This is a genomic window from Nocardia sp. NPDC052316, assembly GCF_044547795.1.
GTDB lineage: Bacteria > Actinomycetota > Actinomycetes > Mycobacteriales > Mycobacteriaceae > Nocardia.
The window spans coordinates 1,167,029-1,192,069 of the sequence record NZ_JBIUBB010000003.1; the positions used below are offsets into that span (position 1 = coordinate 1,167,029).

Annotated in this window: 23 protein-coding genes and 1 pseudogene; 16 read left to right on the forward strand and 8 right to left on the reverse strand. The window is 67.7% G+C overall.

Going from position 1 to position 25,041, the window contains the following annotated elements; all coding sequences use genetic code 11:
• The first annotated feature begins 44 nt into the window (after positions 1 to 44).
• The 6 genes and pseudogenes from ACIHA7_RS18150 (at position 45) to ACIHA7_RS18175 (ending at position 8,302) form a co-directional block, all read left to right on the forward strand.
• Positions 45 to 1,676: an ABC transporter substrate-binding protein gene (locus ACIHA7_RS18150; RefSeq protein WP_397290686.1), complete on the forward strand. Its 1,632-nt coding sequence runs from the start codon at positions 45 to 47 to the stop codon at positions 1,674 to 1,676.
• A gap of 184 nt (positions 1,677 to 1,860) precedes the next feature.
• Positions 1,861 to 3,492 (forward strand): ABC transporter substrate-binding protein, encoded by a 1,632-nt coding sequence (locus tag ACIHA7_RS18155; RefSeq protein WP_397290688.1) that lies wholly within the window; start codon positions 1,861 to 1,863, stop codon positions 3,490 to 3,492.
• 6 nt (positions 3,493 to 3,498) lie between these two features.
• On the forward strand, positions 3,499 to 4,455 hold the full coding sequence (locus tag ACIHA7_RS18160; protein WP_397290690.1) for an ABC transporter permease: 957 nt from the start codon (positions 3,499 to 3,501) through the stop codon (positions 4,453 to 4,455).
• The gene (locus ACIHA7_RS18165) at positions 4,452 to 5,369 is read left to right on the forward strand and encodes an ABC transporter permease (RefSeq protein WP_240771768.1); all 918 of its coding nucleotides are present in this window, start codon (positions 4,452 to 4,454) and stop codon (positions 5,367 to 5,369) included. The genes ACIHA7_RS18160 and ACIHA7_RS18165 overlap by 4 nt, the downstream gene beginning before the upstream one ends.
• Before the next feature lie 11 nt (positions 5,370 to 5,380).
• Positions 5,381 to 6,226: pseudogene (locus ACIHA7_RS18170) on the forward strand (ABC transporter ATP-binding protein); the annotation flags it as partial.
• 1,143 nt (positions 6,227 to 7,369) lie between these two features.
• Positions 7,370 to 8,302 (forward strand): ABC transporter ATP-binding protein, encoded by a 933-nt coding sequence (locus ACIHA7_RS18175; protein ID WP_397290835.1) that lies wholly within the window; start codon positions 7,370 to 7,372, stop codon positions 8,300 to 8,302.
• A 114-nt stretch (positions 8,303 to 8,416) separates the two neighbouring features.
• Here the strand turns inward: ACIHA7_RS18175 and ACIHA7_RS18180 are convergent, their stop codons facing one another.
• Genes ACIHA7_RS18180 through ACIHA7_RS18190 form a run of 3 tightly spaced genes read right to left on the reverse strand, consistent with a single transcriptional unit; the run spans position 8,417 to position 10,688 of the window.
• The gene (locus tag ACIHA7_RS18180; protein ID WP_135236058.1) at positions 8,417 to 8,824 is read right to left on the reverse strand and encodes a RidA family protein; all 408 of its coding nucleotides are present in this window, start codon (positions 8,822 to 8,824) and stop codon (positions 8,417 to 8,419) included.
• Positions 8,825 to 8,826: 2 nt separating this feature from the next.
• On the reverse strand, positions 8,827 to 9,597 hold the full coding sequence (locus ACIHA7_RS18185) for an IclR family transcriptional regulator (protein ID WP_397290693.1): 771 nt from the start codon (positions 9,595 to 9,597) through the stop codon (positions 8,827 to 8,829).
• A gap of 47 nt (positions 9,598 to 9,644) precedes the next feature.
• Positions 9,645 to 10,688, reverse strand: a complete 1,044-nt coding sequence (locus tag ACIHA7_RS18190) for a sugar kinase (protein WP_397290695.1) — start codon at positions 10,686 to 10,688, stop codon at positions 9,645 to 9,647.
• Between the two features lie 141 nt (positions 10,689 to 10,829).
• Here ACIHA7_RS18190 and ACIHA7_RS18195 point away from each other — a divergent pair, with 141 nt between their 5' ends.
• The 5 genes from ACIHA7_RS18195 (at position 10,830) to ACIHA7_RS18215 (ending at position 17,141) form a co-directional block, all read left to right on the forward strand.
• Positions 10,830 to 12,128 (forward strand): amino acid deaminase, encoded by a 1,299-nt coding sequence (locus ACIHA7_RS18195; protein WP_397290697.1) that lies wholly within the window; start codon positions 10,830 to 10,832, stop codon positions 12,126 to 12,128.
• Between the two features lie 10 nt (positions 12,129 to 12,138).
• Complete coding sequence (locus tag ACIHA7_RS18200) at positions 12,139 to 13,752, forward strand: amidohydrolase family protein (RefSeq protein WP_397290699.1); 1,614 nt, start codon at positions 12,139 to 12,141, stop codon at positions 13,750 to 13,752.
• Positions 13,749 to 14,372 (forward strand): bifunctional 4-hydroxy-2-oxoglutarate aldolase/2-dehydro-3-deoxy-phosphogluconate aldolase, encoded by a 624-nt coding sequence (locus ACIHA7_RS18205; RefSeq protein ID WP_397290702.1) that lies wholly within the window; start codon positions 13,749 to 13,751, stop codon positions 14,370 to 14,372. The genes ACIHA7_RS18200 and ACIHA7_RS18205 overlap by 4 nt, the downstream gene beginning before the upstream one ends.
• Positions 14,373 to 14,382: 10 nt before the next feature.
• Positions 14,383 to 15,840, forward strand: a complete 1,458-nt coding sequence (locus ACIHA7_RS18210; RefSeq protein ID WP_397290704.1) for a GntP family permease — start codon at positions 14,383 to 14,385, stop codon at positions 15,838 to 15,840.
• Between the two features lie 200 nt (positions 15,841 to 16,040).
• Positions 16,041 to 17,141 carry an FAD-dependent monooxygenase gene (locus ACIHA7_RS18215; RefSeq protein ID WP_397290706.1) on the forward strand — a complete coding sequence of 367 codons (1,101 nt, stop codon included), beginning with the start codon at positions 16,041 to 16,043 and terminating at the stop codon, positions 17,139 to 17,141.
• Positions 17,142 to 17,198: 57 nt separating this feature from the next.
• On the opposite strand, the gene ACIHA7_RS18220 is transcribed toward ACIHA7_RS18215, so the two are convergent.
• On the reverse strand, positions 17,199 to 18,173 hold the full coding sequence (locus tag ACIHA7_RS18220; protein ID WP_397290708.1) for a helix-turn-helix transcriptional regulator: 975 nt from the start codon (positions 18,171 to 18,173) through the stop codon (positions 17,199 to 17,201).
• A 60-nt stretch (positions 18,174 to 18,233) separates the two neighbouring features.
• On the reverse strand, positions 18,234 to 19,202 hold the full coding sequence (locus ACIHA7_RS18225; RefSeq protein ID WP_397290710.1) for a helix-turn-helix transcriptional regulator: 969 nt from the start codon (positions 19,200 to 19,202) through the stop codon (positions 18,234 to 18,236).
• A gap of 63 nt (positions 19,203 to 19,265) precedes the next feature.
• Here ACIHA7_RS18225 and ACIHA7_RS18230 point away from each other — a divergent pair, with 63 nt between their 5' ends.
• On the forward strand, positions 19,266 to 19,757 hold the full coding sequence (locus ACIHA7_RS18230) for a pyridoxamine 5'-phosphate oxidase family protein (RefSeq protein ID WP_397290712.1): 492 nt from the start codon (positions 19,266 to 19,268) through the stop codon (positions 19,755 to 19,757).
• 10 nt (positions 19,758 to 19,767) lie between these two features.
• On the opposite strand, the gene ACIHA7_RS18235 is transcribed toward ACIHA7_RS18230, so the two are convergent.
• From ACIHA7_RS18235 to ACIHA7_RS18245, 3 genes are all read right to left on the reverse strand, one after another.
• Positions 19,768 to 20,454, reverse strand: a complete 687-nt coding sequence (locus ACIHA7_RS18235) for a Clp protease N-terminal domain-containing protein (RefSeq protein WP_397290714.1) — start codon at positions 20,452 to 20,454, stop codon at positions 19,768 to 19,770.
• Positions 20,455 to 20,574: 120 nt separating this feature from the next.
• On the reverse strand, positions 20,575 to 21,354 hold the full coding sequence (locus ACIHA7_RS18240) for an isocitrate lyase/phosphoenolpyruvate mutase family protein (RefSeq protein ID WP_397290716.1): 780 nt from the start codon (positions 21,352 to 21,354) through the stop codon (positions 20,575 to 20,577).
• Positions 21,351 to 22,034 carry a hypothetical protein gene (locus ACIHA7_RS18245; RefSeq protein WP_397290718.1) on the reverse strand — a complete coding sequence of 228 codons (684 nt, stop codon included), beginning with the start codon at positions 22,032 to 22,034 and terminating at the stop codon, positions 21,351 to 21,353. Before ACIHA7_RS18245 ends, ACIHA7_RS18240 begins: the two co-directional genes overlap by 4 nt.
• 64 nt (positions 22,035 to 22,098) lie before the next feature.
• Here ACIHA7_RS18245 and ACIHA7_RS18250 point away from each other — a divergent pair, with 64 nt between their 5' ends.
• The 4 genes from ACIHA7_RS18250 to ACIHA7_RS18265 all read left to right on the forward strand — a co-directional run bounded on the left by ACIHA7_RS18250 (position 22,099) and on the right by ACIHA7_RS18265 (position 24,683).
• A complete protein-coding gene (locus ACIHA7_RS18250) occupies positions 22,099 to 22,857 on the forward strand; it encodes an ArsR/SmtB family transcription factor (protein ID WP_397290720.1) in 759 nt (252 codons plus the stop codon).
• A 349-nt stretch (positions 22,858 to 23,206) separates the two neighbouring features.
• Complete coding sequence (locus ACIHA7_RS18255; protein ID WP_397290722.1) at positions 23,207 to 23,518, forward strand: hypothetical protein; 312 nt, start codon at positions 23,207 to 23,209, stop codon at positions 23,516 to 23,518.
• Positions 23,519 to 23,975: 457 nt separating this feature from the next.
• Complete coding sequence (locus tag ACIHA7_RS18260; RefSeq protein ID WP_397290724.1) at positions 23,976 to 24,413, forward strand: hypothetical protein; 438 nt, start codon at positions 23,976 to 23,978, stop codon at positions 24,411 to 24,413.
• A 27-nt stretch (positions 24,414 to 24,440) separates the two neighbouring features.
• Positions 24,441 to 24,683, forward strand: a complete 243-nt coding sequence (locus ACIHA7_RS18265; protein WP_397290726.1) for a hypothetical protein — start codon at positions 24,441 to 24,443, stop codon at positions 24,681 to 24,683.
• The last annotated feature ends 358 nt before the right edge of the window (positions 24,684 to 25,041 follow it).

The following is a 25,041-nucleotide window of genomic DNA, read 5'->3' on the forward strand; positions in this document are numbered from 1 at the left end:
TACCCGGCGAGAAAAGTCCGAAACCTTGAAGTATCTTGTAGCGCATGCTCGCTCGCTTCACACGGATGCTGGTGCTCGGCGTTACCGCCGCCGCCATCGCCTCCTGCGCACCGGTTCAGCACCCCGCTGGAACGGCAACGCACACAGATGATTACGGCACACCCGTGGGATCGCAGCCGGTACGTGAGGGCGGCGACCTGGTGATGGGCCTCTCCTCCGAACCCGACAAGCTCGACCCGACCACCTCCAGCTCGCTCTACACGCGCTATGTCATGAGCTCGATCTGTCAGAAGCTCTACGACAACGACGCGTCCGGAAATCTGGTGCCGCAGTTGGCGACCGCGTTGCCCACCGTGTCCGAGGACGGACTGACGGTGACCATCCCGGTCCGCACCGGAATCAAATTCGCCGACGGCGCCGCGTTCGACGCGGCCGCGGTGCAGACCAGTCTGCAGCGGCACTTCAGTATGAAAACCTCGCAGCGAACCAGCGAAATGGGTCCGATCGCCGCTATCGAGACGGCCGACCCGACCCACGTTGTGATTCGCTACAAAAAGCCCTTCGCGCCGATCACCGCCGCCCTCGCGGACCGGGCCGGGATGATCATGTCGCCCGTCGCGCTCGCGAAGGACGAAGGCAAGAACTTCAGCGACAACCCGGTGTGTGTCGGGCCGTTCAAATTCGTCAAGCGAATCCCGCAGACCTCCATCGTGGTGGAACGCGATCCGCTGTACTACGACGCGAAGAACGTGCATCTCGATACGGTCACCTACCGAATCATGGCCGACGCGAACATTCGCGCGTCGAACCTGCGCTCCGGTGACATTCAGGTCGCCGACACGATCTCCCCGCAGGACGTCGACGCGCTGGCCAAGGACCCGGACCTGAACCTGCTGGAGACGGGTTCGCTCGGCTTCCAGGGCATCTACCTCAATATCGGTAACGTCGACGGCGTCGGCAAGCCGGCCAAGCCGATCGACACCCCGCTGGCGAAGAACGCGAAAGTCCGCGAGGCGTTCTCGCTGAGTATCGACCGGCAGACCTTGGTCAATACGGTATTCAACAACTGGTTCGAGCCTGCGTGCTCGGCGATCGTGCCGAAGAGCACCTACGCGACCCCCGCCGGAATCGCCTGCCCGCCTTATGATCCGCAGCGGTCGAAGCAATTGCTCACCGAGGCCGGTGTGCAGCTGCCGTACCCGATCACGCTGCAGGTCACCAATTCGCAGGATCAACTTCGGTATGCGCAGGCATTGCAGGCCAACGTCGCCGAAGGCGGCTTCGACCTGAAGATCGTGCCCGCCGAATATTCCACGCTGCTGGACGTGCAGAAGCGCGGCACCTACGAGGCGTTGTTGCTCGGCTGGTCGGGCAGGCTCGACCCGGATGCCAATATGACCCGCTTCCTGTCCACCGGCTCGGGCGGCAACTACGGCGGTTTCAGCTCGCCTAAGCTGGACGATCTGCTGGCCCAGGCGGCGCGCACCACCGACACCGCCAAGCGTGCCGAGCTGTACGGGCAGGCGACGCAGATCATTCAGCAGGAGAATCCGTACCTCTACACCTACCGAATCCGCGTCCTCACCGTGCACACCAAGCGGGTGACCGGCATCGAGGCCTACGCGGACGGTGTCGTGCGGCTCGGCAAGGCCGCCTTCCTCGACGAGAAGGACTGAAAAACCGCGCGGCAGCGCAATAGTCGAACACCGCACAGGAATTAGCGGTCCGGAATCGCCGGACCGCTATTTTCCGTATCGATTTCCCCCCGCCACGATTTCCCATCATGGCTGCTAAGAGAACAATGTACAAAAAGAAACGGTGGTGGCGAAAAATGCAGCGTGTTGAAGTATGTTGTAGCGCATGCTCGTTCGCTCCACTCGGATGGCGGTGCTCGGTGTCGTCGCCGCCGTCCTCGCTGCCTGCGCACCGACGCAACAGACCACCGAGACCGCAACGCACGTCGACGATTACGGCACACCCGTAGGCACGCAGCCGGTGCGTGAGGGCGGTGATCTGGTGATGGGCCTGTCGAACGAACCCGACAAGCTCGATCCGACCACATCCAGCTCGCTCTACATGCGCTACGTCATGAGCACGGTCTGCGAGAAGCTCTACGACAACGACGCGTCCGGCAACCTGGTGCCCCAGCTGGCCACGGCCCTGCCTGATATCTCCCCCGACGGTCTGACGGTGACCATCCCGGTGCGCAGCGGGATCCAGTTCGCCGACGGCACCTCGTTCAACGCCGACGCGGTCGAGACCAGCCTGACCAGGCACTGGAAGATGGAAGGCTCCCAGCGCACCGGTGAGATGGGTTCGATCAGCGAGATCGAGGCGGTCGACTCGACGCACGTGGTGATCCGGTACAACCAGCCGTTCGCGCCGCTCACCGCCGCGCTGGCCGACCGTGCCGGGATGATCATGTCGCCCGCCGCGCTGAAGGAGAAGGACAAGAACTTCGGCGATCACCCGGTGTGCGTCGGCCCGTTCAAGTTCGTCAAGCGGGTCCCGCAGACCTCGATCGAGGTGGACCGCGACCCGCTGTACTACGACGCGAAGAACGTGCACTTCGACTCGATCACCTACCGGATCATGACCGATCCGAAGATGCGCGAGTCGAACCTGCGCTCCGGCGACATCCAGGTGGCCGACACCATGTCCCCGCAGGACGTGGACACGCTGGCCAAGTTGCCGCAGCTGCGCGTGCTGACCTCGGGCTCGTTCGGTTTCCAGGGGATGTACATCAATATCGGCAATGTCGACGGTGCGGGTAAACCGGTCAAGCCGATCGACACCGCGATCGCCAAGGACGCCCGCGTCCGGCTGGCGTTGTCGCTGAGCGTCGATCGGCAGAAGCTGGTCGAGAAGGCGTTCAACAACTGGTACGAGCCCGCGTGCACGCCGATCGCGCCACGAACCTCGTACGCCACCCGCGCCAGCACGGCGTGCCCGGCCTTCGACCCGGCACGGGCCAAGGAGCTGCTGACCGAGGCGGGCGTGCAGCTGCCGTATCCGGTGACGTTGCAGGTGATGAACGTGCCCGACCACCTCCGGTACGCACAGGCCCTGCGAGACAGCGTCGCAGAGGGCGGATTCGATCTGCGGATCGTGCCCGCCGAGTACTCGACGATGCTGGACGCGCAGAAGCGCGGCACCTACGAGGCCTTGCTGCTCGGCTGGTCCGGCCGGATCGACCCGGACGGCAACACCGCCCGGTTCCTCACGACCGGCTCGAACGGCAACTACAGCGGATACAACTCGCCCATCCTGGATGACCTTCTCGGCTGGGCCGCACACAGTACGAACGCCGCGCAACGCGGCGCGCTATATGAGCAGGCGGTGCGATTCATTCAGCGGGAGAACCCGTATATCTACACCTACCGTCTGCGTAACTTGACCGTGCACTCGACATGGGTGACGGGCATCGAGGTGTACGCCGACGGCGCTGTCCGGCTCGGCAAGGCCGCGTTCGTCGCGGATCGGAAGGGCTGAAAATCCATGTTGCAGTATGTGTTCCACCGTCTGTGGCAGTCCGCTGTCACGTTGGTGCTCGCCTCGATCGTGGTCTTCATCGGGGTGCGCGCGCTCCCCGGTGATCCGGCGACCACGCTGGCGGGTGAGCAGGCCGACGAAGCCGCCCTCGCCGCGGTGCGTGCCGAATTGGGGATGGACCGGTCGCTGCCGGTGCAGTACTTCGAGTTCGTCACCCACGCGCTGACCGGCGACTTCGGCAAGTCGATCCGCACCGGCACGCCGGTGATCGACATGATCGGCACCACGCTGCCGGTGACCATGCAGCTCGCGCTGTACGCCATGATCATCGCGGTGCTGGCAGGCGTGATCGGCGGCGTGCTCGCGGCGGTGTTCCGCGGCCGCTGGCCGGAGTGGGCCGCCAACGGGTTCTCGCTGCTCGCGTTGTCGGTGCCCACCTTCTGGGTCGGCATCCTCGCGGTGCTCTACCTGTCGGTGCAGCTGAACTGGTTCCCGGCCTCGGGGTACGTCTCGCCGTTCGAGCATCCGCTGCGCGGTCTCTACTTCCTCACGCTGCCCGCGATCATCCTCGGCCTCGCGCACGCGGCGGTGGTGCAGCGCCAGACCCGGTCGTCGATGGTGGAGACGCTGACCGCGGACTTCGTGCGCACGGCGCGGGCCAAGGGCCTCAGCCGTGGCGCGGTCATCTTCCGATTCGGCTTGCGCAACAGCCTGATCGTGGTCACCACGATCGTCGGCCTGCAACTCGGCGGACTCATCGCGGGCGCGGTGGTCACCGAGCGGATCTTCAGCCTGCCCGGCATGGGCAAGCTCACCCTCGACTCGGTGTTCACCCGCGACTACCCGGTGATCCAGGCGGTCATCCTGGTGATCGCCGCGTCCTACATCGTGATCAACCTGCTGGTCGATGTGCTGTACACGGTGATCGACCCCCGCGTGCGAGTGTCCGGGAGGGCGCAATGACAGTCACCGACACCCCGGTCGTCGAAACGACCACCACCGCGGAGCCGAACCCGGTCCTGCAGACCCCGCCGCTGGCCGCGGTGCGCGGCCGCGTGCTGCGCCAGCTGTGGCACAACCCGCTCGGCATGGTCGGCGCGGTGCTGCTGCTGATCGTGATCTTCGTTGGCGTCTTCGCACCCTTGCTCGCGCCGTACTCGCCGAGTGAAGTGCACTTCTCTACGCCGTTCCAGCAGCCGGGCACCGTCGGATTCCTTTTGGGCACCGACGATCTGGGCCGCGACATCTTCTCCAGGGTGCTCTACGGCACCAGGGCCTCGCTCGAGGTCGGCGTGCTCTCGGTGCTGTGCGCCGTGCTGCTCGGTGTGCCGCTCGGCCTGCTGTCGGGCTACTGGCGCGCGGCGGACATGGTGCTGTCGCGGCTGTCCGACGTGCTGCTCGCCTTCCCCTTCATCATCCTGGCGGTCGGGCTGACCGCGATCAACGGTGGCGGCCTCGCCGACGCCGCCATCGCGCTCGGCATCGCCCAGGTGCCGATCATGATGCGGGTGGTGCGGGCGGAAACGTTGCGGCTCAAGGAGACCGACTTCGTGCTCGCCGCCAACACCATGGATGTGCCGTCCTGGCGCATCCTCGGCGAGCACATCCTGCCCAACTCGCTGGCGCCGATCATCGTGCAGGCCACGGTGATCATGCCGACGGCGGTGCTCGGCGAGGCGATCCTGTCCTTCCTCGGCCTCGGCATCAAACCGCCCGCGCCCAGCCTGGGCATCATGCTGTCCGACGCACAGCAATACCTGCTCCGCACGCCGTGGCCGGGCATCTTCCCCGGCGTGGCGCTCGCGATCATCTGCTTGGGATTCAACCTCTTCGGCGACGCCCTGCGGGACGCTCTCGACCCGAAGACACGGCGCTGAAGGAGCCCGCAATGACAGAACCACTCTTGGAGATCAGTGATCTGCGGGTGTCGTTCGGCGACGTGACCGCCGTGCAGAGCGCCGACCTGGTGGTCCAGCCGGGGGAGCGGGTCGCCATCGTCGGCGCCTCCGGATCCGGCAAATCGACACTGGCACACGCCATCATGGGTCTGCTGCCCGGCTCCGGCCGGGTCACCGGCGGCACCATTCGGTGGCGCGGTGCGGACATCACCCACGCCGACGAGAAGGTGCTGCGCGGACTGCGCGGCAAAGAGATCGGACTGGTCCCACAGGACCCCATGTCCAACCTGAACCCGGTCTCCCGGGTAGGCAACCAGGTCTCGGAAACCCTTCTCGCGCACAAGATCTGCTCGCGCCGCGAGGCGAAAGAACGGGCCATCGAACTGCTCGGGCAGGCCGGGTTGCCCGAACCCGCCCGGCGGGCGCGGCAGTACCCCCACGAGTTTTCCGGCGGTATGCGCCAGCGCGCGCTGATCGCCATCGGCCTGGCCTGCCGCCCGGACCTGCTCATCGCCGACGAGCCGACCTCGGCCCTCGACGTCACCGTGCAACGGCAGATCCTGGACCACCTGGAGAAGCTGACCCAGGAACTCGGCACCGCGCTGCTGCTGGTGACCCACGACCTGGGCCTCGCCGCCGAGCGGGCCGACCGGGTGGTCGTGATGTCCGACGGCAAGATCGTCGAATCCGGGCCCGCACGACAGGTTTTGACCGACCCGCAGGAGGAGTACACGCGGCGGTTGGTCGCGGCGGCGCCCGCGTTGATCGCGCCGCGGCGGGCTGATCCGGTGGTGGCGGATCAGGCGGTCGAGGCTGCGGAAGGTCTGGTCGCGGACGGTGACGAGCCGGTAGCTGGAGCGGCTGTCAACGGTACGGTGGCCGATGGTGCCGCTGGGGGCGAGCAGAGCACGGACGAAAAGGCCGCCGACGCTGACGAATCGGTGGCCACGGCGACGGCTGCCAACGGTGTGGTCGCCGAAGCCGACGAGACGGATGCCGACAAGCTCGGCGACGCAAAGCCGTTCGAGGACAAGGCAGTCGACGCGGACGAAGCCACCGACACAAAGGTGGTCGAAGGCACGGTCGCCGATGCGGAGGCGGCCGAGGACAAGCCTGCTGAGACGGAGGTTGCTCGCGGCAAGGGTGCGGGCAAGAAGGGTGCCGCCAAGAAGGCAGCCAATGGCAAGGTCGCGGCTGCGACGGTGGACGACGAGCCTGCTGCGCAGCAGGCAACTGTCGGCGCAGCCGCGGACCATACGGCTGATGACGAGAACGTCGCTGACGGCAAGGCTGCTGACGAGGAGCCTGTTGATGAAGGGGCTTCCGCCGATAAGGCCGGCGCAGACGAGGTCGCCAGCGAAAAGGCAGCCGATGAAGACGCTGCCAACGGCAAGGTCATCGAGCAGCGGTCGTCGGACGCTCAGGCTGCCGATGAAAAGGCTGCTGGTGGCGGTGCCGCTGATGCGGAGGTTGCCGACGAGACGGTAGCTGAAGCGAAGACCGCCGACAGGGAAGCCACGGCCGCGAAGGCGGCGGCCGCGAAGGCGGCTGACGATAAGCCGTCGGACGAGAACGCGGCTGACAGCGAAGTAGTTCACGAGAAGGCCGGCGCCACAGCGGCTGCCGACGAAGCCCTCGATGACAAATTGGCTGGCGACGAGGTCGCCGGTGGCAAGACGGCTGGCGACAAGGTGGCCGGTGACAAGGCTGTCGGCGGCGAGGTGGCTGACGACAAGGCTGTAGGTGACAAAGCCGTCGATGAGAAGGCCGTCGATGAGAAGGCCGCTGACGGGAAACCGTCCGACGGCAAGGTTTCTGTCGGCAAAGCCGCTGCCGAGACGACGGGCGCCGAGACGGTCTCCGGCGACGAGGCTGTCGGCGATGAAGCCGCCGACGAGAAGGCTGCCGACACGAAAGCCGCCGATGGGAAGGTATCCGCCGACAAGGCCGCCGCCGCGAAGGTATCCACCGACAAGACCGTGGCCGAGAAGGTCGCCGTCGAGCAGCCCGCTGCCGAGACCGCGGTTGCCAAGTCGCTCAAGGATTCTCCGATCCTCGAGGTCTCCGGCATCAGCAAGGAGTACCGGATCCGCGGCCGCGGTGGGGTGCTGCGCGCGGTGGACAATGTGTCGTTCACCATCGCTCGTGGTCGCACGACGGCGATTGTCGGCGAGTCGGGTTCGGGTAAGACCACGACGGCGCGGATGGTGCTCGGCTTGGTGCCGGTGACCTCCGGCTCCATCAAGCTGAACGGCGTCGACATGGTCGGGCTGCGCGGTCCGCAGCTGCGCGCGGCGCGGTTGTCGATGCAGCCGGTGTTCCAGGATCCGTACGCGTCGCTGGATCCGATGTGGACGGTGGAGCGGTTGATCGCCGAACCGTTGCGCGCCTTCGGTATCGGTGATCGCGCGTCCCGCCGGGCGCGGGTGGCCGAACTGCTGGAGCAGGTCGCGCTGCCCGCGGCGATGGCGCACCGGTACCCGAACGAGCTCTCCGGCGGCCAGCGCCAGCGTGTCGCGATCGCTCGTGCGCTGGCGATCGAGCCGCGGCTCGTGGTGTGCGACGAGGCGGTGTCGGCGCTGGATGTGCTTGTGCAGGACCAGATTCTGACCCTGCTCGCGTCGCTGCAGGAGCGGTTGGGCGTCAGTTACCTGTTCATCTCGCACGACCTGGCGGTGGTTCGCGCGCTGGCCCACGAGGTCGTGGTGATGCGCGACGGCCGGGTGGTGGAGCAGGGCCCGGTCGAGGAGGTGCTGACCGCGCCGGCCGACCCGTACACTCGCCAACTGCTGGACGCGATCCCCGGCGCGGGCATGGTCGGCCGCGAGGTGCTGGATCAGGTGGTGCCCGCCGACGCAGCCGACGATGCCGACGCTGTGTCCATCGATGAAGAACTGGCTGCCAAAGTCTGACGGCGGCAGCCGAATCGAGGCCCGCGTCGCGGCTGACTACGCGACGCGGCAAAAGCCGCCCCGACCCATCCGTGGGTCGGGGCGGTGAGTTTCGTTCCGGCGCGCGGTGTCGCGCTACTCGGTGACGATCGCGATCGCGTCGATCTCGACGAGCATCTCCGCGCGCGGCAGTCCCGTGAAAACGGTGGTGCGGCTGGGCAATACGTCGCCGGTGGTGTTCGCGCTGACGAACTCGCCGTAGGCCTCGTTCATCGCGGCGAAGTCGTCGCGGGTGGTCAGGTAGACGCGCAACATCACTACATCGTCGAACGTCGCCCCGCTCGCGTCGATGATGGCCTTCACGTTCTGCAGCGTGCGGATGGTCTGCGCCGCAACGTCGCCCGGGTACAGGTACTCGTTGGTGATCGGGTCCACCGGACCCTGTCCAGAGACCTGCACGAACGGTCCCTTGCGCACGCCCTGGGAGAACGTGTGCGCGGGTGCGGGCGCGTCGGTGGTGCGGACGGCGATCTTCTCACTCATGGTCAGCCTTTCGTGGCGGTGGTGGCTCGGCCGGGAATCCAGCCGAGCTCGGCGGAGATGGCGTCGGCCGCCGCGCGAACCCGCGGCAGTTGGGCCAGTACCTGATCGTGGTCGAGCAGCATGTCCGGCACCGACATGGAGACCGCGGCGACCACCGCGCCGGTGCCGTTGCGCACCGGGACGCCGATGCAGTTGACGAAGCTCTCGTGTTCCTCGTGGTCCTCCGCATACCCGAGGGCGGCAACCTTTTCCAGCTCGATCAGGTAGCGCTCGGGGGTGCGGATGGTCCGTTCGGTGAAGGGGTGGAAGTCGATCTTCTCGGCGATGACCCGCCATTCCGAGCGGGGCAGCGCCGAGATGAGCACCTTGCCGACGGCGGTGCAGTGCAGCGGGGCCGGGCGGCCGACCCGGGAGTACATCCGCACGCTCTGGGTGGCGTCGAGCTTGTCGATGTAGATGACATCGCCGGACTCGTAGGTGGCGAGATGGATGGTCTGCTTGGTGTCGGCGTTCAGCGCGCTCAGGTGTGGTCGCGCGAGCGTGCGCACGTCGCGCTGCTCCAGTGTGCGGTTGGCCAGCTCGAACAGCCGCGACCCGAGCACATACCGGTGCTGGCTGTCGTGGGTGACGAAGCGCTGGGCCTCCATCGTCTGCAGCAGCCGCAGCACCGTCGATTTGTGCACGCCGAGCTGGGTGGCCAGCTGGTCCAGCGAGCGCGAATCCTCGCCGAGGGCAACAAGAATGGTCAACGCACGCGACAAACTCTGACTCATGACTGTGACTCGCTGACTTCAGGGTGACTCATGGCGTGCCTGCCCGCTCATGACGCCACATTCTCGATGACGGTGTCGTTGTAATGCAGTTCGGCCCAGGTGGTTTCGTCCACCGCGGCCAACCGTTCCAGTATCGCCGGTGCGGGTAGTTGCGCGCCGTCGCCCGTTCCGGTGAGCGCGGCGGCGGCGCAGAGGTGCCCGAAGCGCAGCCGCTGCGCCAGCGGCCGGTCGTGCAGCAGCGCGGCGAGGTAACCACCGGCGAAGGCGTCGCCCGCGCCGATGCGTTCGGTGACCTCGAGTCCGAGCGCGGGCACCTCGACGCGGTGCGTGCCGTCGAATCCGGTGACCGTGTGCGCATCGTTCTTGACGATCAGCTGTGCGGGTTCGGGGAACATCGCCCGCAACGCGTCGGCGTCGTCGGTGCCGAACACCGCGCCTGCCTCGTCCGCGCCGAGGAAGACCACGTCGCAGCCGCGCACATGCCTGGCGAGCACCTCGGCGGCCTGCTCGGCGCGCCCGGCCCACAAGGCGGGGCGGAAGTTCAGGTCGAAACTCACCAGCCTGCCGTCGCGGGGGAGCGCGAGCAGCGCTTCGGTGAGTGCGGTCGCCGACGCCGACAGCGCGGTGGTGATCCCGGTGAAGTGCACCAGGTCGCAGTCCGCGAGCAGCCGGGCGGCCGTGCTCGCCTCGAGGTCGGCCGGGGACAGCGCGCTGGCCGCGGAGCCGGTCCGGTAGTACAGCATCCGGCTGGCCCGCTCGGCCAGGTCGGTGGCCTTGCCCGAGCCGCTCCCGCGCTCCTTGACGTACACGGCGGTCGGCCTACCGGGGTCGGTGCGCACCGCCGACACGTCGACGCCGCGCTCGGTGAGGTGGGTGAGCAGGTATCGGCCGAATCCGTCGTCGCCCACCCGCGACAACCAGGCCGTGTCGACCCCCAGTTGCGGCAGTACGGTCGCCACGTTCGCCTCCGCACCGCCCGCCGTCCGCTCGAAGATCTCCGACTCCTCCAGGGGTCCCGGCTGTGCGACCAGCACGGCAAGTCCCTCGCCGACGGTTACCGCCCGTGGGCGGGTCGACGTAGGCCACGTCACACCGATCTCCTTCCTGTGCTTGCGGCCACCGGCCATCCCGTGCAGAATAACCACACCAAACACGATGCGCAACAAGCATTGCAAAATATGCAATAGCGAGAAGCTATGTAAGAAAACGCGAATTCGCTGGGAAGGAATGCCGTGGCGATCGACGAAGACGTCGTAGCAGGACTCGGAGACCGGACGCTCGGTCCCGAGCACAAAGGGCTGCCGCCCGCTGCCTGGGGTCGCACCGTGCGCGAATTCCTCGCCACCGCACCGGAACTCGCGCAGTTCGAGACGCCGCTGCTGACCATCGACCGCTCGGCCGTCGAGGCGAACATCGCCGTCATGGCCGACTGGGCGAGTGCCGCGGGCGTGCAGCTCGCCCCCCACGGCAAAACCACTATGTCGCCGCAACTCTGGGCGCAGCAGCTGGCCGCGGGTTGCTGGGGCATCACGCTGGCCACCATCTGGCAGGTGCAGGTGGCGCGCTCGTTCGGCGTCGGCCGGATCCAGCTGGCCAACGCGCTCGTCGACCCGGTCGGCTTGCACTGGGTCGCCGCGGCATCGGCGCAGGATCCGGCCTTCGAGTTCGTCTGCTGGGCGGACAGCGTCGAAACCGTCGTGCTGATGGACGAACACCTGCGCACCGCGCCGGGTACGGCGCAGGTCCGGGTACTCGTGGAACTCGGTGGGCCGCACGGCCGTACCGGCGCACGCACGGTAGAACAGGCGCGGGAGGTCGCCTCGGCGATCGCCGCCGCCGAGCGGCTGACCCTGGCCGGTGTCGGCGGCTACGAAGGCGCGCTCGCGCACGACCGCACGCCGGGAGCCACCGACACCGTGCGGCACTATCTCGATGAACTCGCCCGCCTGCACCGTGAACTCGTCGCCGCCGGACAGTATCCGGATGGCGCGATCGTGACCGCGGGTGGCAGTGCCTACCCGGACCTGGTCGTCGAACGGCTTGCCGGTCTCGCCGATGAGCAAGGCGCACAGGGCGTTCCGACCTCGGTGGTGCTGCGCTCCGGCGCGTACATCATCCACGACGACGGTTTCTACGCGGGCATCTCCCCGTTCGCCGCGACGCGCAGCGAGAAGCCGTTGCGTTCGGCCATGCACGGTTGGGCGCGCACGCTGTCGCGCCCGGAGCCGGAACTGGCGCTGCTGGACGCGGGCAGGCGCGACCTGCCTTTCGATGAGGGGCTTCCGGTCCCGCAATGCGTTGCGGGACCGGAAGGTTCGGCGTTCGATCCGGCGGCGACGGTATCCGCGCTGAACGACCAGCACACGTTCCTGCGGTTGTCCGCTGGCACCGAGCTGCCGGTCGGCGCCGTGGTGCGGCTCGGTCTGTCGCATCCATGTACCGCCTTCGACAAGTGGCGGCTCATCCCGGTCATCGATGATGCCGACGCGCCGTCGCCGCGGGTCGTCGACTTCCTGCACACCTTCTTCTGAGCTGCGGACCATGACGGACTTACTCTTTCGCGACATCGACATCATCGATGGCACCGGTGCGCCGCGCTTTCGCGGCGACGTGCTCGTCGAGCACGGTCGGATCACCCGCATCGCCGAGCCGGGCAGCATCCCCGGTGCCGACCGGGTCATCGATGCCGGTCCCGGCGCCGTGCTGTGCCCAGGCTTCATCGACATGCACGCCCACTCGGACCTGCATCTACTGACCGAACCCGGGCACTTCCCGAAGGTCAGCCAGGGCATCACCACCGAGGTGATCGGGCAGGACGGGCTGTCCTACGCCCCGATCGACGACGCCACCCTCGCGGTGGTGCGCCGCCAAATCGCCGGCTGGAACGGCAATCCCGCCGATCTCGACTTCTCCTGGCGCACCGTCGGCGAGTATCTGGACCGGCTCGACCGCGGGATCACGCCCAACGCAGCCTATTTGGTGCCACAGGGCACGCTGCGGTTGCTCGTGGTCGGTGCCGAACAGCGTCCCGCGACGGCGGCGGAGATCCGCCGCATGCAGGAGCTGCTCGCGCAGGGCTTGCGCGAGGGCGCCGTCGGCATGTCCAGCGGGCTGACCTATACGCCCGGAATGTACGCCGACACCGGCGAATTGGCGGCGCTGTGCACGGTGGTCGCCGAGTTCGGCGGGTTCTACGCGCCGCATACCCGGTCCTACGGCGCGGGTGCGCTGGAGGCGTACGCGGAGATGATCGACCTGGCCGAGAAGACCGGCTGCGCACTGCACCTGACCCATGCCACCATGAATTTCCACGTGAATCGTGGTCGCGCACCGGAATTCCTGGCGCTGATCGATGCCGCACGGGCGCGGGGTTGCGACATCACCCTGGACACCTACCCGTATCTTCCCGGCGCGACCACACTTTCGGCGCTGCTGCCGAGCTGGGCGATGTCCGGCGGCCCGGACGCGGCACTCGCCCGCCTCGACGATCCCGAGACGCGAGCGCGCATCGCCGTGGACGTGAACGTGAACGGCTCCGACGGCTGCCACGGCGTGACCGTGGAGTGGGAGACCATTCAGATCAGCGGTGTGGCCAACGCGGAACTCGAGGGCTACGTCGGCAAACGGGTGGACGAGATCGCCGCCGAGCGCGCCATGGCGCCGGTCGAGGTGTTCTTCGACCTGTTACGCCGCGACCAGCTGGCCACCAGCATCCTGCAGCACGTCGGGCACGAGGAGAACGTGCGCGCGATCATGGTGCACCCCGGGCACATGGGCGGCAGCGACGCGCTGCTCGCCCCGGCTCGGCCGCACCCGCGCGCCTGGGGCACCTTCCCGCGCTACCTGGGCCACTACGTTCGCGACCTCGGCGTGCTCGAGCTCGAAGACTGTGTGCACCATCTGACCGGCCGGCCCGCGGCCCGGCTGCGGCTGCGTGACCGCGGGCTCGTCCGCACCGGCTACGCCGCGGATCTGGTGGTGTTCGACCCCGCCACCGTGGTGGACACCGCCACCTTCGACAATCCGAAACAGCAGGCGCGCGGTATCCGGCACGTGCTCGTCAACGGCGAGTTCGCCATCGAGAACGGCGCGCCGACCGGCACCCTCGCCGGACGCGCGCTGCGCATGGACGCCTCGCGAAAGGAGACATCTTGAGTACCTCGGCCATCGAGGTCATCCGCGCCGACCGCGTGCTGAGCGTGGTGCGCGCACCGGAGATTCCCGATCCGGTCGCGCTCGCCGAAGCGCTTGCCTCGTCCGGGATCCGGGCGCTGGAGCTCACCTTCACCACCCCCGGCGTGCTCGGCTATCTCGCCGCGGCCACCGCGGCCGAGGGCGCGGTGCTCGGTGTCGGCACGGTGCTCACCGGCGAACACGCCAAGGCCGCCATCGACAGTGGCGCGCGGTTCCTGGTCACCCCGGGACTGCGCACCGATGTCGCCGAGGTCGCCGCCCAGCACGACATCCCGGTCGTGATGGGCGCTTTCACGCCGAGCGAGGTGCTCACCGCCCTCGATCTCGGTGCGGCGGCGGTGAAGATCTTCCCCGCCAGGGCGCTCGGCCCTGGCTACCTGAAGGACCTCCGTGGTCCCTTCCCAGACGTGGCGCTCATCCCTTCCGGGGGCGTCAATGCGGGAAACGCCGCCGAATTCCTTGCCGCGGGCGCGATTGCCGTCACGGCCGGTACCGACGTTGTCTCCCCTTCCGATGTCGCCGCGGGCCGCTGGTCCGAAATCGCTACTCGTGCGGCATCGTTCGTTCGATCCATGAATTGAGAGGTCCACCATGGGCGCCGTTGATTGGCTGCGCACCACAACCCCGGGGCTGCTTGTGCTCTGCGGGTTGGCGATCGCCGTGTTGCTGTTCGCCATCATCAAGGTCAAGCTGGAGCCGTTCATCGCGCTGCTGCTCACCGGGCTCGGGCTGGCGCTCGCCGCCGGACTCCCGGTGTCGAAGATCGTCGGCACCGCGATCAAGGCCGGTGATTCACTGCTGGAGACCGGCTTCGGCGGCATCCTCGGGCATATCGCCGTGATCATCGGTCTCGGCACGGTACTCGGCGCGATACTCGAACGCTCCGGTGGCGCCGACGTATTGACCGGCAAGCTGCTGAACCTGTTCGGTGAGAAGGGCGCTCCGTTCGCCATGGGCCTGCTCGGGCTCATCTTCGGTATCCCGGTGTTCTTCGACATCGGCATCTTCGTGCTCGCGCCGCTGATCTACGTGGCCGCCAAGCGCGGTGGCCGCTCGCTGGTGCTGTACGCGATGCCGATGCTCGCGGGTCTGTCGATGACGCACGCCTTCCTGCCGCCGCACCCGGGTCCGGTGGCCCTCGGTGGGCTGCTCGGCGTCAGCCTCGGCTGGCTGATCCTGATGGGATTCGTCTGCGGGCTGCCGGGATTCGTCGCGGCGGGCATCGTGTGGGGCAGCTACATCGGCAAGCGGATCCATGTCGAGGTGCCCGACGAGTTCCTGGTGCGCAAGGAAGATGAGCAGACCGCTCCCGATGAGGGGGAGCGCGTCTCCGGCGGTTCCGGTGGTGTCGCGACCAAGACCGTCACGGCCACCCCGCCGTCGGTCGGTCTGATCGGTGCGATCATCGCCATCCCGCTGGTGCTGATCCTTGGCGCCACCTTCGGAACCCAGCTGCTGGACAAGGATTCGCAGCTGCTGCAGGTGCTGACGTTCTTCGGCACGCCCGCGGTGGCGCTGCTCATCGCGGTGCTGATCGCGTTCTACGTGCTCGGCGTGCGTCGCGGGTCCACGGTGCAGGAGCTCAGCGAGCTGACCGCGGAATCGTTGCGGCCGGTGGGCATGCTGCTGCTGGTGGTCGGCGCGGGCGCCTTCTTCGGAAAGGTCATCTCCGCCACCGGCATCGGCACCGCACTGGCCGACACCATGTCCGCGGCCGGGTTGCCGGTGATCGTGCTCGCCTACATCATCAGCTGTGGACTGCGCATCGCCCAGGGCTCGGCGACCGTCGCGATCGTCACCACGGGCGGCATCGTCGCCCCGCTGGTGGCCAGCCACGGCTACTCGCAGATGTCGATCGCGTTGATCGCCATGGCCATCGCCGCGGGCTCGATCATCCTCAGCCACGTCAACGACGGCGGCTTCTGGATCATCGCGAAGTTCTTCAACCTGACCGTGAAGCAGACCCTGCAGACCTGGACCGTGCTCGAAACGATCCTGTCCGTGGTGAGTTTCGCGGTCGCGGCGATCTTGTTCGCGATCGTCAGCTGAATCGCGCGGACCATCCGGTCCGCGGTGTCGAGCTCCGTTGCGGGGCCGGACAACCGGTGGCACGGCCGCCCGTCGGAAGCGACGAGCGGCGGCACCGAGGCCGGTCCCGCATCGGCGTTCTACCGGCGCGCGGGTCCTCGGTGGATCGGGTCGTTCGGCGGCGGCCTACGCTCGTGACCATCCGAGCGGGAGGAGTCACGATGGCCGAGGCGATCATCGTCGGCGGCGGAATCGGTGGTCTGACCACCGCCGTCGCACTGACCCGGCGTGGCTGGACAGTGGAGGTGCTGGAGCGGGCCCCCGAGATCAGCGAGGTGGGCGCGGGAATATCGCTGTGGCCGAACGCGCTTCGCGCACTGGACGCGATCGGTCTCGGCGATCAGGTGCGTGCGCGGGCCATCGAGGAAGGCTCGTCGGGCATCCGGGACAGCGCGGGGCGGTGGCTGTCGCGCATCGATGTCGAAGGGATCCGCGCGCGATACGGCAGCCCGATCATGATGCACCGCGCCGACCTGCTCGACATCCTGCTCGCGGCGCTGCCGGAAGCCGTGCTGCGGGCCGGCGTCGCGGTGACCGAGGCGCGGACCGACGGCACCGTCGTGCATTCCGCGGGTACGTCCACCGGTGACCTGGTCGTCGGCGCCGACGGTATTCGCAGCGTCGCGCGGCGCGCCGTCTGCGGCGACATCACCCCGCGCTACAGCGGCTACACCGCTTGGCGGCTGGTCACCACGCCCGCCGAGCCGATCAACGGTCTCGGCGAAACCTGGGGCCGTGGTGAACGTTTCGGCCTGGGTGGGCTCTGCGACGGTCGGGTCTACTGCTTCGCGGTCGCCAACATGCCCGAGGGTATGCCCGGCGGCGGCCTGGCCGAGTTGCGTCGCCGCTTCGGTACCTGGCACGAGCCGATCCCGTCGCTGCTCGCGTCGGCCGACGAGTCCGCCGTCCTCAAACACGACCTCTACGATCTTCCCGGCCTGAAAACCTATGTCGCCGACCGCATCGCCCTCGTCGGCGACGCCGCGCACGCGATGACGCCCAACCTGGGGCAGGGTGCCTGCCAGGCCATCGAAGACGCCGTCATCCTCGCTCGAGTTGCCACCGAGGACGCCGACCTGACCAGGTACGACCGGGAGCGCAGGCCCCGCACCCAGATGATCGTCGCCCGCTCCCGCCGCATAGGCACGATCGCGCAGCTGTCGTGGCCGCCGCTCGTCGCCGTCCGCAACGCGGCGCTGCGGCTGGTCCCCACCTCGGCACAGGCCAAATCCCTTGCGCCGGTGCTGGACTGGACCTGCTGACGGCCAGGCCGGCGACGGCTCAGGTGGGCGTCGCCTGTTCCGCACTGGCGCGCTCGATCATGGTCCTGTGTCAGGAAAGTCGCGCAGCGCGCGGTGGCAGCGGGTGGCTTGGACGCGCAAGGCGGTGACCAGTTCCGGCGGGCCGGACAGCAGTGTGAAGTCGATGTCCACCGAGGTGATCATCCAGACGAGCGAATCGGGGGTTTCGGCACCTACCAGGAGGCGGCAGGTCTCGGCGTCGACGGGTTCGAGGACGCCCATGCCCGGCCAGATGTTCGGGGTGGCGACCTCGGCGGAGGTGTGCAGCAGGACAGTGGCCTGGTACGGCCAGGCGCGGGTGGACAGTTGGTGCGAAAGGTAGGTGGCGACATCGCCTTCCGGCGGTTCGCGCGGGGTGAAGCGGGGTCCGGTGGGGATGCGCGGGGTGAGCCGGTCGGCGCGGAAGGTGCGCCAGTCGGCACGGTCGACGTCCCAGGCCACCAGGTACCAGTGGCGGCTGAAGTGGACCAGGGTGTGCGGTTCCGTCGTGCGGACGGTGGTGGCGCCGTTGTGGGCGCGGTAGTCGAAGCGGAGGCGTTCGTGGCGTTGGCAGGCCTCGGCGACCGCCATCAGGGTTTCCGGCTCGACCGCCGTGCCGGGGGTGCCGACTCGGATGGTGGCGCCGCGCAGGGTGCGGACGCGGTGGCGCAGGCGCGGCGGGAGTACCTGCTCCAGTTTGGTCAGGGCGCGCAGCGACGACTCCTCGATGCCCGCCACGGTCCCGTCCGAGGCGCTGCGCAGGCCGACCGCTACCGCGACCGCCTCGTCGTCGTCGAGCAGCAGCGGCGGGAGGGCCGCGCCCGCGCCGAGCCGGTAGCCGCCGGTGCCCTGGGTGGCGTGCACCGGGTAGCCGAGCTCGCGGAGCCGGTCGATGTCGCGGCGCACGGTGCGGCCGGTCACGTGCAGTCGTTCGGCCAGCTCGGCACCGGTCCAGTCGCGGTGCGTCTGCAGCAGAGCGAGCAGTTTGAGCAGGCGCGCCGACGTCTCCAACATGCGATCCAGCATGGCAGACCGTTAGGAACGAGAGTGTCCTAAGCGTCCGGCCGGCGGTCATCAGGTGTTGTACAGGGCGTGCATTCGAGCCGCCGTCGCGGCCACTCGTGCGCGTAATTCGGGCGGATCGAGTACCTCGGCGTATTCGCCGAGCGGCAGCAGGCCGTGGGCGAGTACCTCGTACGATTCCGAGGGCAGGGTCAGTTCGACCCAGCCCGCCGCGTCGGGTTCGGTCGCAGTGGCCAGCGCCTCGGCGACCGCGACCGGTTCGTTCATCAATCGCAGCATCCGCAGATGGGTGGCGGCGACCCGGCAGCGGGCGCGGACCTGCAGCATCGATTGCGCGAAATCGTCGGCGGCCGTGGACCAATGGGCAGCCAGATCGAAATCGACTGGGCGATCGAAGGATTCGCCAGTCGGCTTGGCGGCGATGATTCTGCCGACCCGGTAGGAGCGGATCGCCGTGCCGTCCCGTGCCACCAGATACCAGGTGCCCGCCTTCATGACCAGGCCGAGGGGGTCGAGGATGCGATCGACGACCTTGTCCTTGCGGCCGTAGCGCACCCGCAGCTTGCGATCGTGCCAGAGTCCATCGGCGACGGTGTTCAGGGTGGGCGTCTCGTCGGGCCGGTGGAACCAGCCGGGCGCGTCGATGTGCACCCGCTCGGCGATTCTGGTTGCGCGGCCGCGTAATTCGGGCGGCAGGGCGGCCAGCACTTTGAGCTGGGCGGTGGCCAGCACCGTGCCGAGCCCGAGATCGGCTGCCGCGCCGGGTAATCCGGCGAGCAGCACGGCGTCGGCTTCGTCGGTGGTCAAGCCGGTCAGCCGAGTCCGGTAGCCGTCGACCAGGCGCACGCCGCCCGCTCGGCCCGGCTCGCTGTAGACCGGCACGCCCGCGGCGGACAGGGCCTCGACGTCTCGGTACACGGTGCGTACCGACACATCGAGTTCCTCGGCCAGCGCGCCTGCCGTGGTCCGGCCGCGGGTTTGCAGGATCAGCAGCAGCTGCACCAGTCGACTTGCTCGCATCAGTCGAGATTAGTCAGAAAACGTTGACAGGAGATGTCAGGGATTGCTCGTATCGTTCTCGATATGGCCACTTGGAGTGAGTTCACCGCAGAAGCACCGCGCATCGCCGAGATCTTCCTGCGCCGACATGCCGCCACCGGCAATCTGTGCATGCTCGGCACCCTGCGTTCGGACGGGTTTCCGAGGATCAGTCCGATCGAGCCGCGGCTGTTCGAGGACATGCTGGTGATCGCGGGGATGCCGGGCACCACCAAGTTCCGCGATCTCGCCCGCGATCCTCGCTTCTGTCTGCACACCGCCACCACCGACACGAAAGTCAGCGACGGTGACGCGAAGCTGTTCGGCACCGTGGTGGATGTCCGGGACAAGGAGGTGCACGTTCGGTTCGCGCAGGACCTGTTCGACGAGAGCGGATTCGATATCCGCGGTCAGGAATTCGACCACTTCTACGTCGCCGACCTCAGCAGTGCCTCAACCGTCGAAGTGGTGGATGATCACCTGGAAATCACCATTTGGAAGCCGGGCCAAGGAGAGCGGGTAGTGCAGAAGCGCTGACGTTCTCGAGTCAGTCCTTGCGGGGCAGCCGGTTGAGCACTTCGATGGCGAGCTGTTGCGGATCGACGCCGAGTGCGCGCAGCGCGGGGTGCACGACCTCGTCCTCGTGGGCGAGCAGTCCGAGCAGCAGATGCCCCGTGTCGGCCCTGCTGTTGCTGGTCCTGTGGGCTTCGGTGTCGGCGCGGGCCAACGCCCGCAGCACCAGAGGAGTGAAGCGCGGGTTGACCGGCGCGGACGCAGGGTGGGACGCGACGGCCGCCAGCGCCCGTCGGAGCTTTTCGTGCCCGAGTCCCAGCGCGTCGACCGCGGCGGCGATCGGCGTACCTGGGTCGTCGTCGGCCGTGCTGGTCAGCGCGAGCAGCAGATCGCTCGCCTCGATGTGCGCGTGATTGAGCGCCCGCGCTTCCCGCAGGCTGTTCTCCAGCGCTTTCCTGGCTTGCTTGGTGAAGGGAATGTTCCCGGACACGCTGTAGTCCGCCGTCCCCGGCGTCAACGCGATCTGCACCCTGGCCGCCGCGGGTTCGATACCCAGTTCGGCCAGGGCGCGGGCGGTGGTCGCCGCGGAACCGATCTCGCAGGCGCGAAGGATGGCGAGCAGCATGTGCTCCGGTCCGATGTAGTCGTGGCCGTGTTCTCGTGCCTCTTCCTGGGTCAGCACGATCACCCGACGGGCCTGATCGGAGAATCTCTCGAACATAGCGACCCCCTTTCGGCCATCGGCCGCTGCTATCGATGGTAGTCAACATCCGGTGCGGCTGGTCGACTTCGGCGACCGTGCGGTTGAGCCGCAACGATCGGACTCGGCGTCGGCGAACGTTCAGGCGGGGTCGGTGAGGGCTTGGATTCGCCGGTAGCTCGGAGCTGCGGTGGGAGTGGGGGTGTCGTCGCGGACCGCGCGGGCGGCGGCGACGGCGGCGGCCAATGCCGTGCGGTAGAGCAGCGAACCGGTGCTCACCCGGCGGACTCCGAGGTCGGCGAGTGCGGTGAGGGAGGGGCCGGTCGGTGCGTAGAGGATGTTGAGGGGCAGTGGGGTAGCGGCGACGATCCGGCCGATTTCGTCGGGGTCGGTGAGGCCGGGGACGAAGATGCCGTCGGCGCCCGCGGCCGTGTACTGTTCGGCGCGGCTCTGGGTGGTGTCGGTGTCGAGTTTCAGCCAGTAGGTGTCGACGCGGGCGTTGACGAACAACTCGGGGGAGCGGGCCTTGATCGCCGCGATCACCTCGGATTGGTGATCCGGTTCGGCCAGTGCGGATTCCGCGCGGCCGTCCTCCAGATTGACTCCTGCGATACCCAATTCGGCCAGTTGGGCGACGTATTCGGCGACGGCACTCGGGCTTTCGCTGAAGCCGCCTTCGATGTCGACGGTGACCGGCACCGGCAGCCGGGCGAGCAGCCGGGCCAGTGCCAGCGTCGCCTCGGCGGTGACTCCGGTGCCGTCCGGCAAGCCCGCCGCGACGGCGACGCCGAGACTGGTGGTCCCGATCGCCGGGAACCCTTCGGCCGCAAGGATTGCCGCGGAACCGAAGTCCCAGGCGTTCGGCAGCACCAGCGGTCGAGCGCCGTGGTGCAGGTCGTGGAAGATCTTCGTCTTGTTCATGCGGATCCCTCGATGATTCCGGCGGCGATGGCGATGGCGTGTGCTCGGCCGGGGCAGGCGTGCGGGCCCGCCCCGAATCCCAGTCCAGGGTGCCGTATGTCGAGCTCTACCACGGCTTCGTTGATGAAACGTCTGGTGGAGCGGAGCGGTGGGTTCTCGATCATGGTTCGCTCGATGATCTGCTCGGCGGTGTCTTCCACGGGCAGTTGTCGGGCGTTGGCGATCAGTGCGCTGGTCGCGGCACATGCCTGCACCAGTAGGCAGATGCGGGCGGCGGTGGCGTCGTCGGCTACGCCGCTGATCGCGGTTACCAATTCGGCCACGGCGTCGTCGGCCGCGGTGTTGTCCGGCTCGTATGGTTGATAGTGCGCTGCTACCAGCGCTACTGCTTCTGTCGAAATATTGTGCAGGCCAAGGGATTCTGCCAAGACGCGGACGTGGGGCAGTGGTCCGGTGGTGGTGCGCGCTCGCTGGCGCAGATCGGCGGGGGAGAGGCGATCCAGTTCCGCGGTGACCAATCTCCGCAACCGCTGATGCTCGACTCCCTCGGCGAAACGCGGCACGTGCGAGCGCAGCCAGGCGAGGCCGACCGGCGCGTCCACCCGGGGCACCGCGGGCACCGGTGCGTTGATCAATGCGGCGCGCACTTGCTCGGGGGCGGTGATCGAAGCAGCTGTCATGCCGTGACCGTATCCCCGGATCATTTCGGTGGCCGCCGAACCGTTCGCGCACCATCATGGGATCGTGTCATCCAGAGGAGCAGAACTAGCAGGTCTCGCCGCATTGCTCGCCGACCGCACCCGCGCCGACATGTGTCTCGCCTTGGTCGACGGCCGCGCTTGGACCGCAGGCGAACTCGCCCGCCACACCGGGGTCGCCGCGTCCACCGCGACCGAACACCTCAATCGCCTCCTCGAGGGCGGACTGCTCATCGAGCGCCGCCAGGGCAGGCACCGCTACGTCCAATTGGCGGGCCCGCAGGTGGCCGAGCTACTGGAGTCCATGGTCACCCACCTGGACCCATCCCGCCCAACGGTGACCAGTCTCCGAACCGCCACTGCCGCAGCAGCATTGGCGCACGGCCGCACCTGCTACGACCACCTGGCCGGACACCTGGGCGTCGCCATCACCGACGCCATGACCACCCAGGCTCTCCTCGATCAGGACAACGGTTTCGCACTCACCGATGCCGGCCTGACCTGGCTGACCGGCCCATTGGGTGTCGACCCCGCCCTCCTGCGCACCACCCGTCGCCCGCTTGCCCGCCCCTGCCTCGACTGGACCGAACGCCGCACCCACCTCGGCGGCGCCGCGGGCGCCCATCTCTGCCGCCGCCTCCACGAACTCCACTGGATCACCCGGATCGGAACCGGCCGCGCCATCCGCGTCACCCCCGAAGGCGAATCCCGCCTACCCACCCTGCTGGCCATCGACCCATCCGCGCTACGACCCGCTACACCGCATCCCGCAACTGCCGCAGCCGATAAGCCACCCGCGAAATAACCCCCGCCAACATCCGAGCCCCCGACTCCAACCGCTCCAGCAACTCCGCCAACTCATCCTCGGTAGCCCGCGAAACATCCAACCCCCGCACCCCAGCCACCGCACCCTCCAGCGCCCTGACCTGCTCCTCAAAGGATTCGTTCGAACGCATGTTCTAATGATAGCAGCCCGAGGCTCACCTGCCACAACGTGGCCCCGTCGGTGTCGCCACCGACGCGACACCTTCTCACCTCCTCGGCTGCTGGTCGAGCAGGGCTACAGGGTCAGCGCCGGCCCGATCCGCGTTGGCTCTCGCTCCGAATCATGTGTGGGTAAAGGCCTAGTTCACTCCAAAAGATTGGGGATCGTCATGCGCAGCACCAGCACCACTCTCGTGGTCTCGGCTCTGTTCGCGAGTGTCGCGTTCACCGTTGTGGCTCCTACCGCCGCGGCGCAGGGGCCCCTGACCTACGCTTGCGAAGATGTTGTGGTGACCGAATACGGTCAGGCCATAGGGATTCAGTGCGATACCGACGACGAGGTCTTGCCCAGGGAGGGCAAGATCGACGAAGGTTTTGCTCTCTACTGGGCGACCGATGAATACTCAAATCAGGTCCGCTGTAGCGAAGGTGAAGTGGTGAAGTCGCTGCCGGGCACGGTCAAAGGTGAGAACTGCGAATAGTAGCTAGCCCCGCCTGATTTCACCCTCGATCGGTAGCAGCCCCGCCCACGCCGAGGTCATTTCCCTGTCGAAGGTCGAGGTTCGGATAGCGAAACGCCGCCAGGCAGCAGGGGTGCGCTGGCGGTGTTATCGCTGAAGTCCGACGTCCTACAAGCGCCGCTCGGCGGGTGGTCGCTCGTAGCGACGGATGGGGTGAGGCCCGGGGCTGTCCGGACGCCGACACCGATGTTCGACTACGCCGCCCCGCCAGCTATTCCGCCGGGGGCCACCTCGTTTTCCGAACGCTGCCCGGTGTCGGCGGCCGCGTTCCGGGGCCGATGGGGGTGATGTGCCGGGTCCCGGTGTGGTTTCTTTCCATCCGTGCTGGCCGCTGAGACGAATAGTGGGTCATAGGTCGCGCCGGATCGGCCGGTTCGCCACGACGGACGGGGATACGGTGAGTGTTGTTCGCGCAGCTATGACGATCACGATCGCGGCCGGGGGTGTGCTGATGGTGTCGGGGGCCGGTCTCACCGCCCCGGCGGTGGCGGCGGAGAAGGCGAGGATCACCTTGAAGTCCGCCGAATTCGTACCCGCCGCCCAGCATACGACCGAAGGCATCGAGGTTACGGTCAGCTACAACTGCGCGAAGGGTGTCGCCGAGTGGTTGCAGGTCGAGGTCACCCAGACCTCCCCGGAACCCGAAAACGACGACGAGCCGGCCAGCGGTACGTCGAGCCAGGAATCGGTGACGTGCGACGGAGAAGACCACACCGCAAAGGTCGGCATCATCGATGCTCCCGCCGACGTGCCATTGGACGAGTGGCATCATCCGGGCTCCGGTGATGCGCGGGCGATTCTTTCCGGCGACAAGAACGGAATCGTCGCCCAAGTCAAAGGCGAACTCAGGTGGTAGCCCGCGCATCCGCGCGGTAACGCGCACGTGATCGACCTGGCGATGACCGTGGTGATGGGCAGGTCGATCACCACGGATGCCGGCGGCTCGGAACTGGTCTCGGTTAGGCAGTTTCGCGTGCCGGACAAACTCCGACGCCCGGTGTTGCCAGCAGGCCGGTCTCTTCGTTTGCCCACGAGGAGACCGGCCATCGTGTCGGTGCCCCGGCGCACCATGGATCCCATGGGGAAGTACAACGCCAGCGACGCGGCCAACGCCGCGCGGCTATAGCGCCGTCAGCCTCTGAAACGCACTCAATTCGGCAGTTGCGGACGTTCCGAGGATGCCGGTAGGGGACTGGTCCGAGATCGGCCACCGTCCGCTCGGATCGCGCGCTCGGTGGCATGTGGGTGTGTTCCGGAAAGGTCCGAGGCAGTCATTGCTGAGGGGCTCCGTGCCGGTTGCGCTGCTTCTAGTACCGAACCCAGCTTGCGAGTGCGGTTTCCGCCCCATCTGGTCGGTGCCGTAGATCCGAATAGCTGACGGAGCCTCCGGTTCTCATCGGCCTGGTATGGCTCCTCCGTCAAGTCTGTGATCGATTACTTCGAGGAGGGCTCAATTGCGTATCGCTCGACCACGGTTGGCCTCG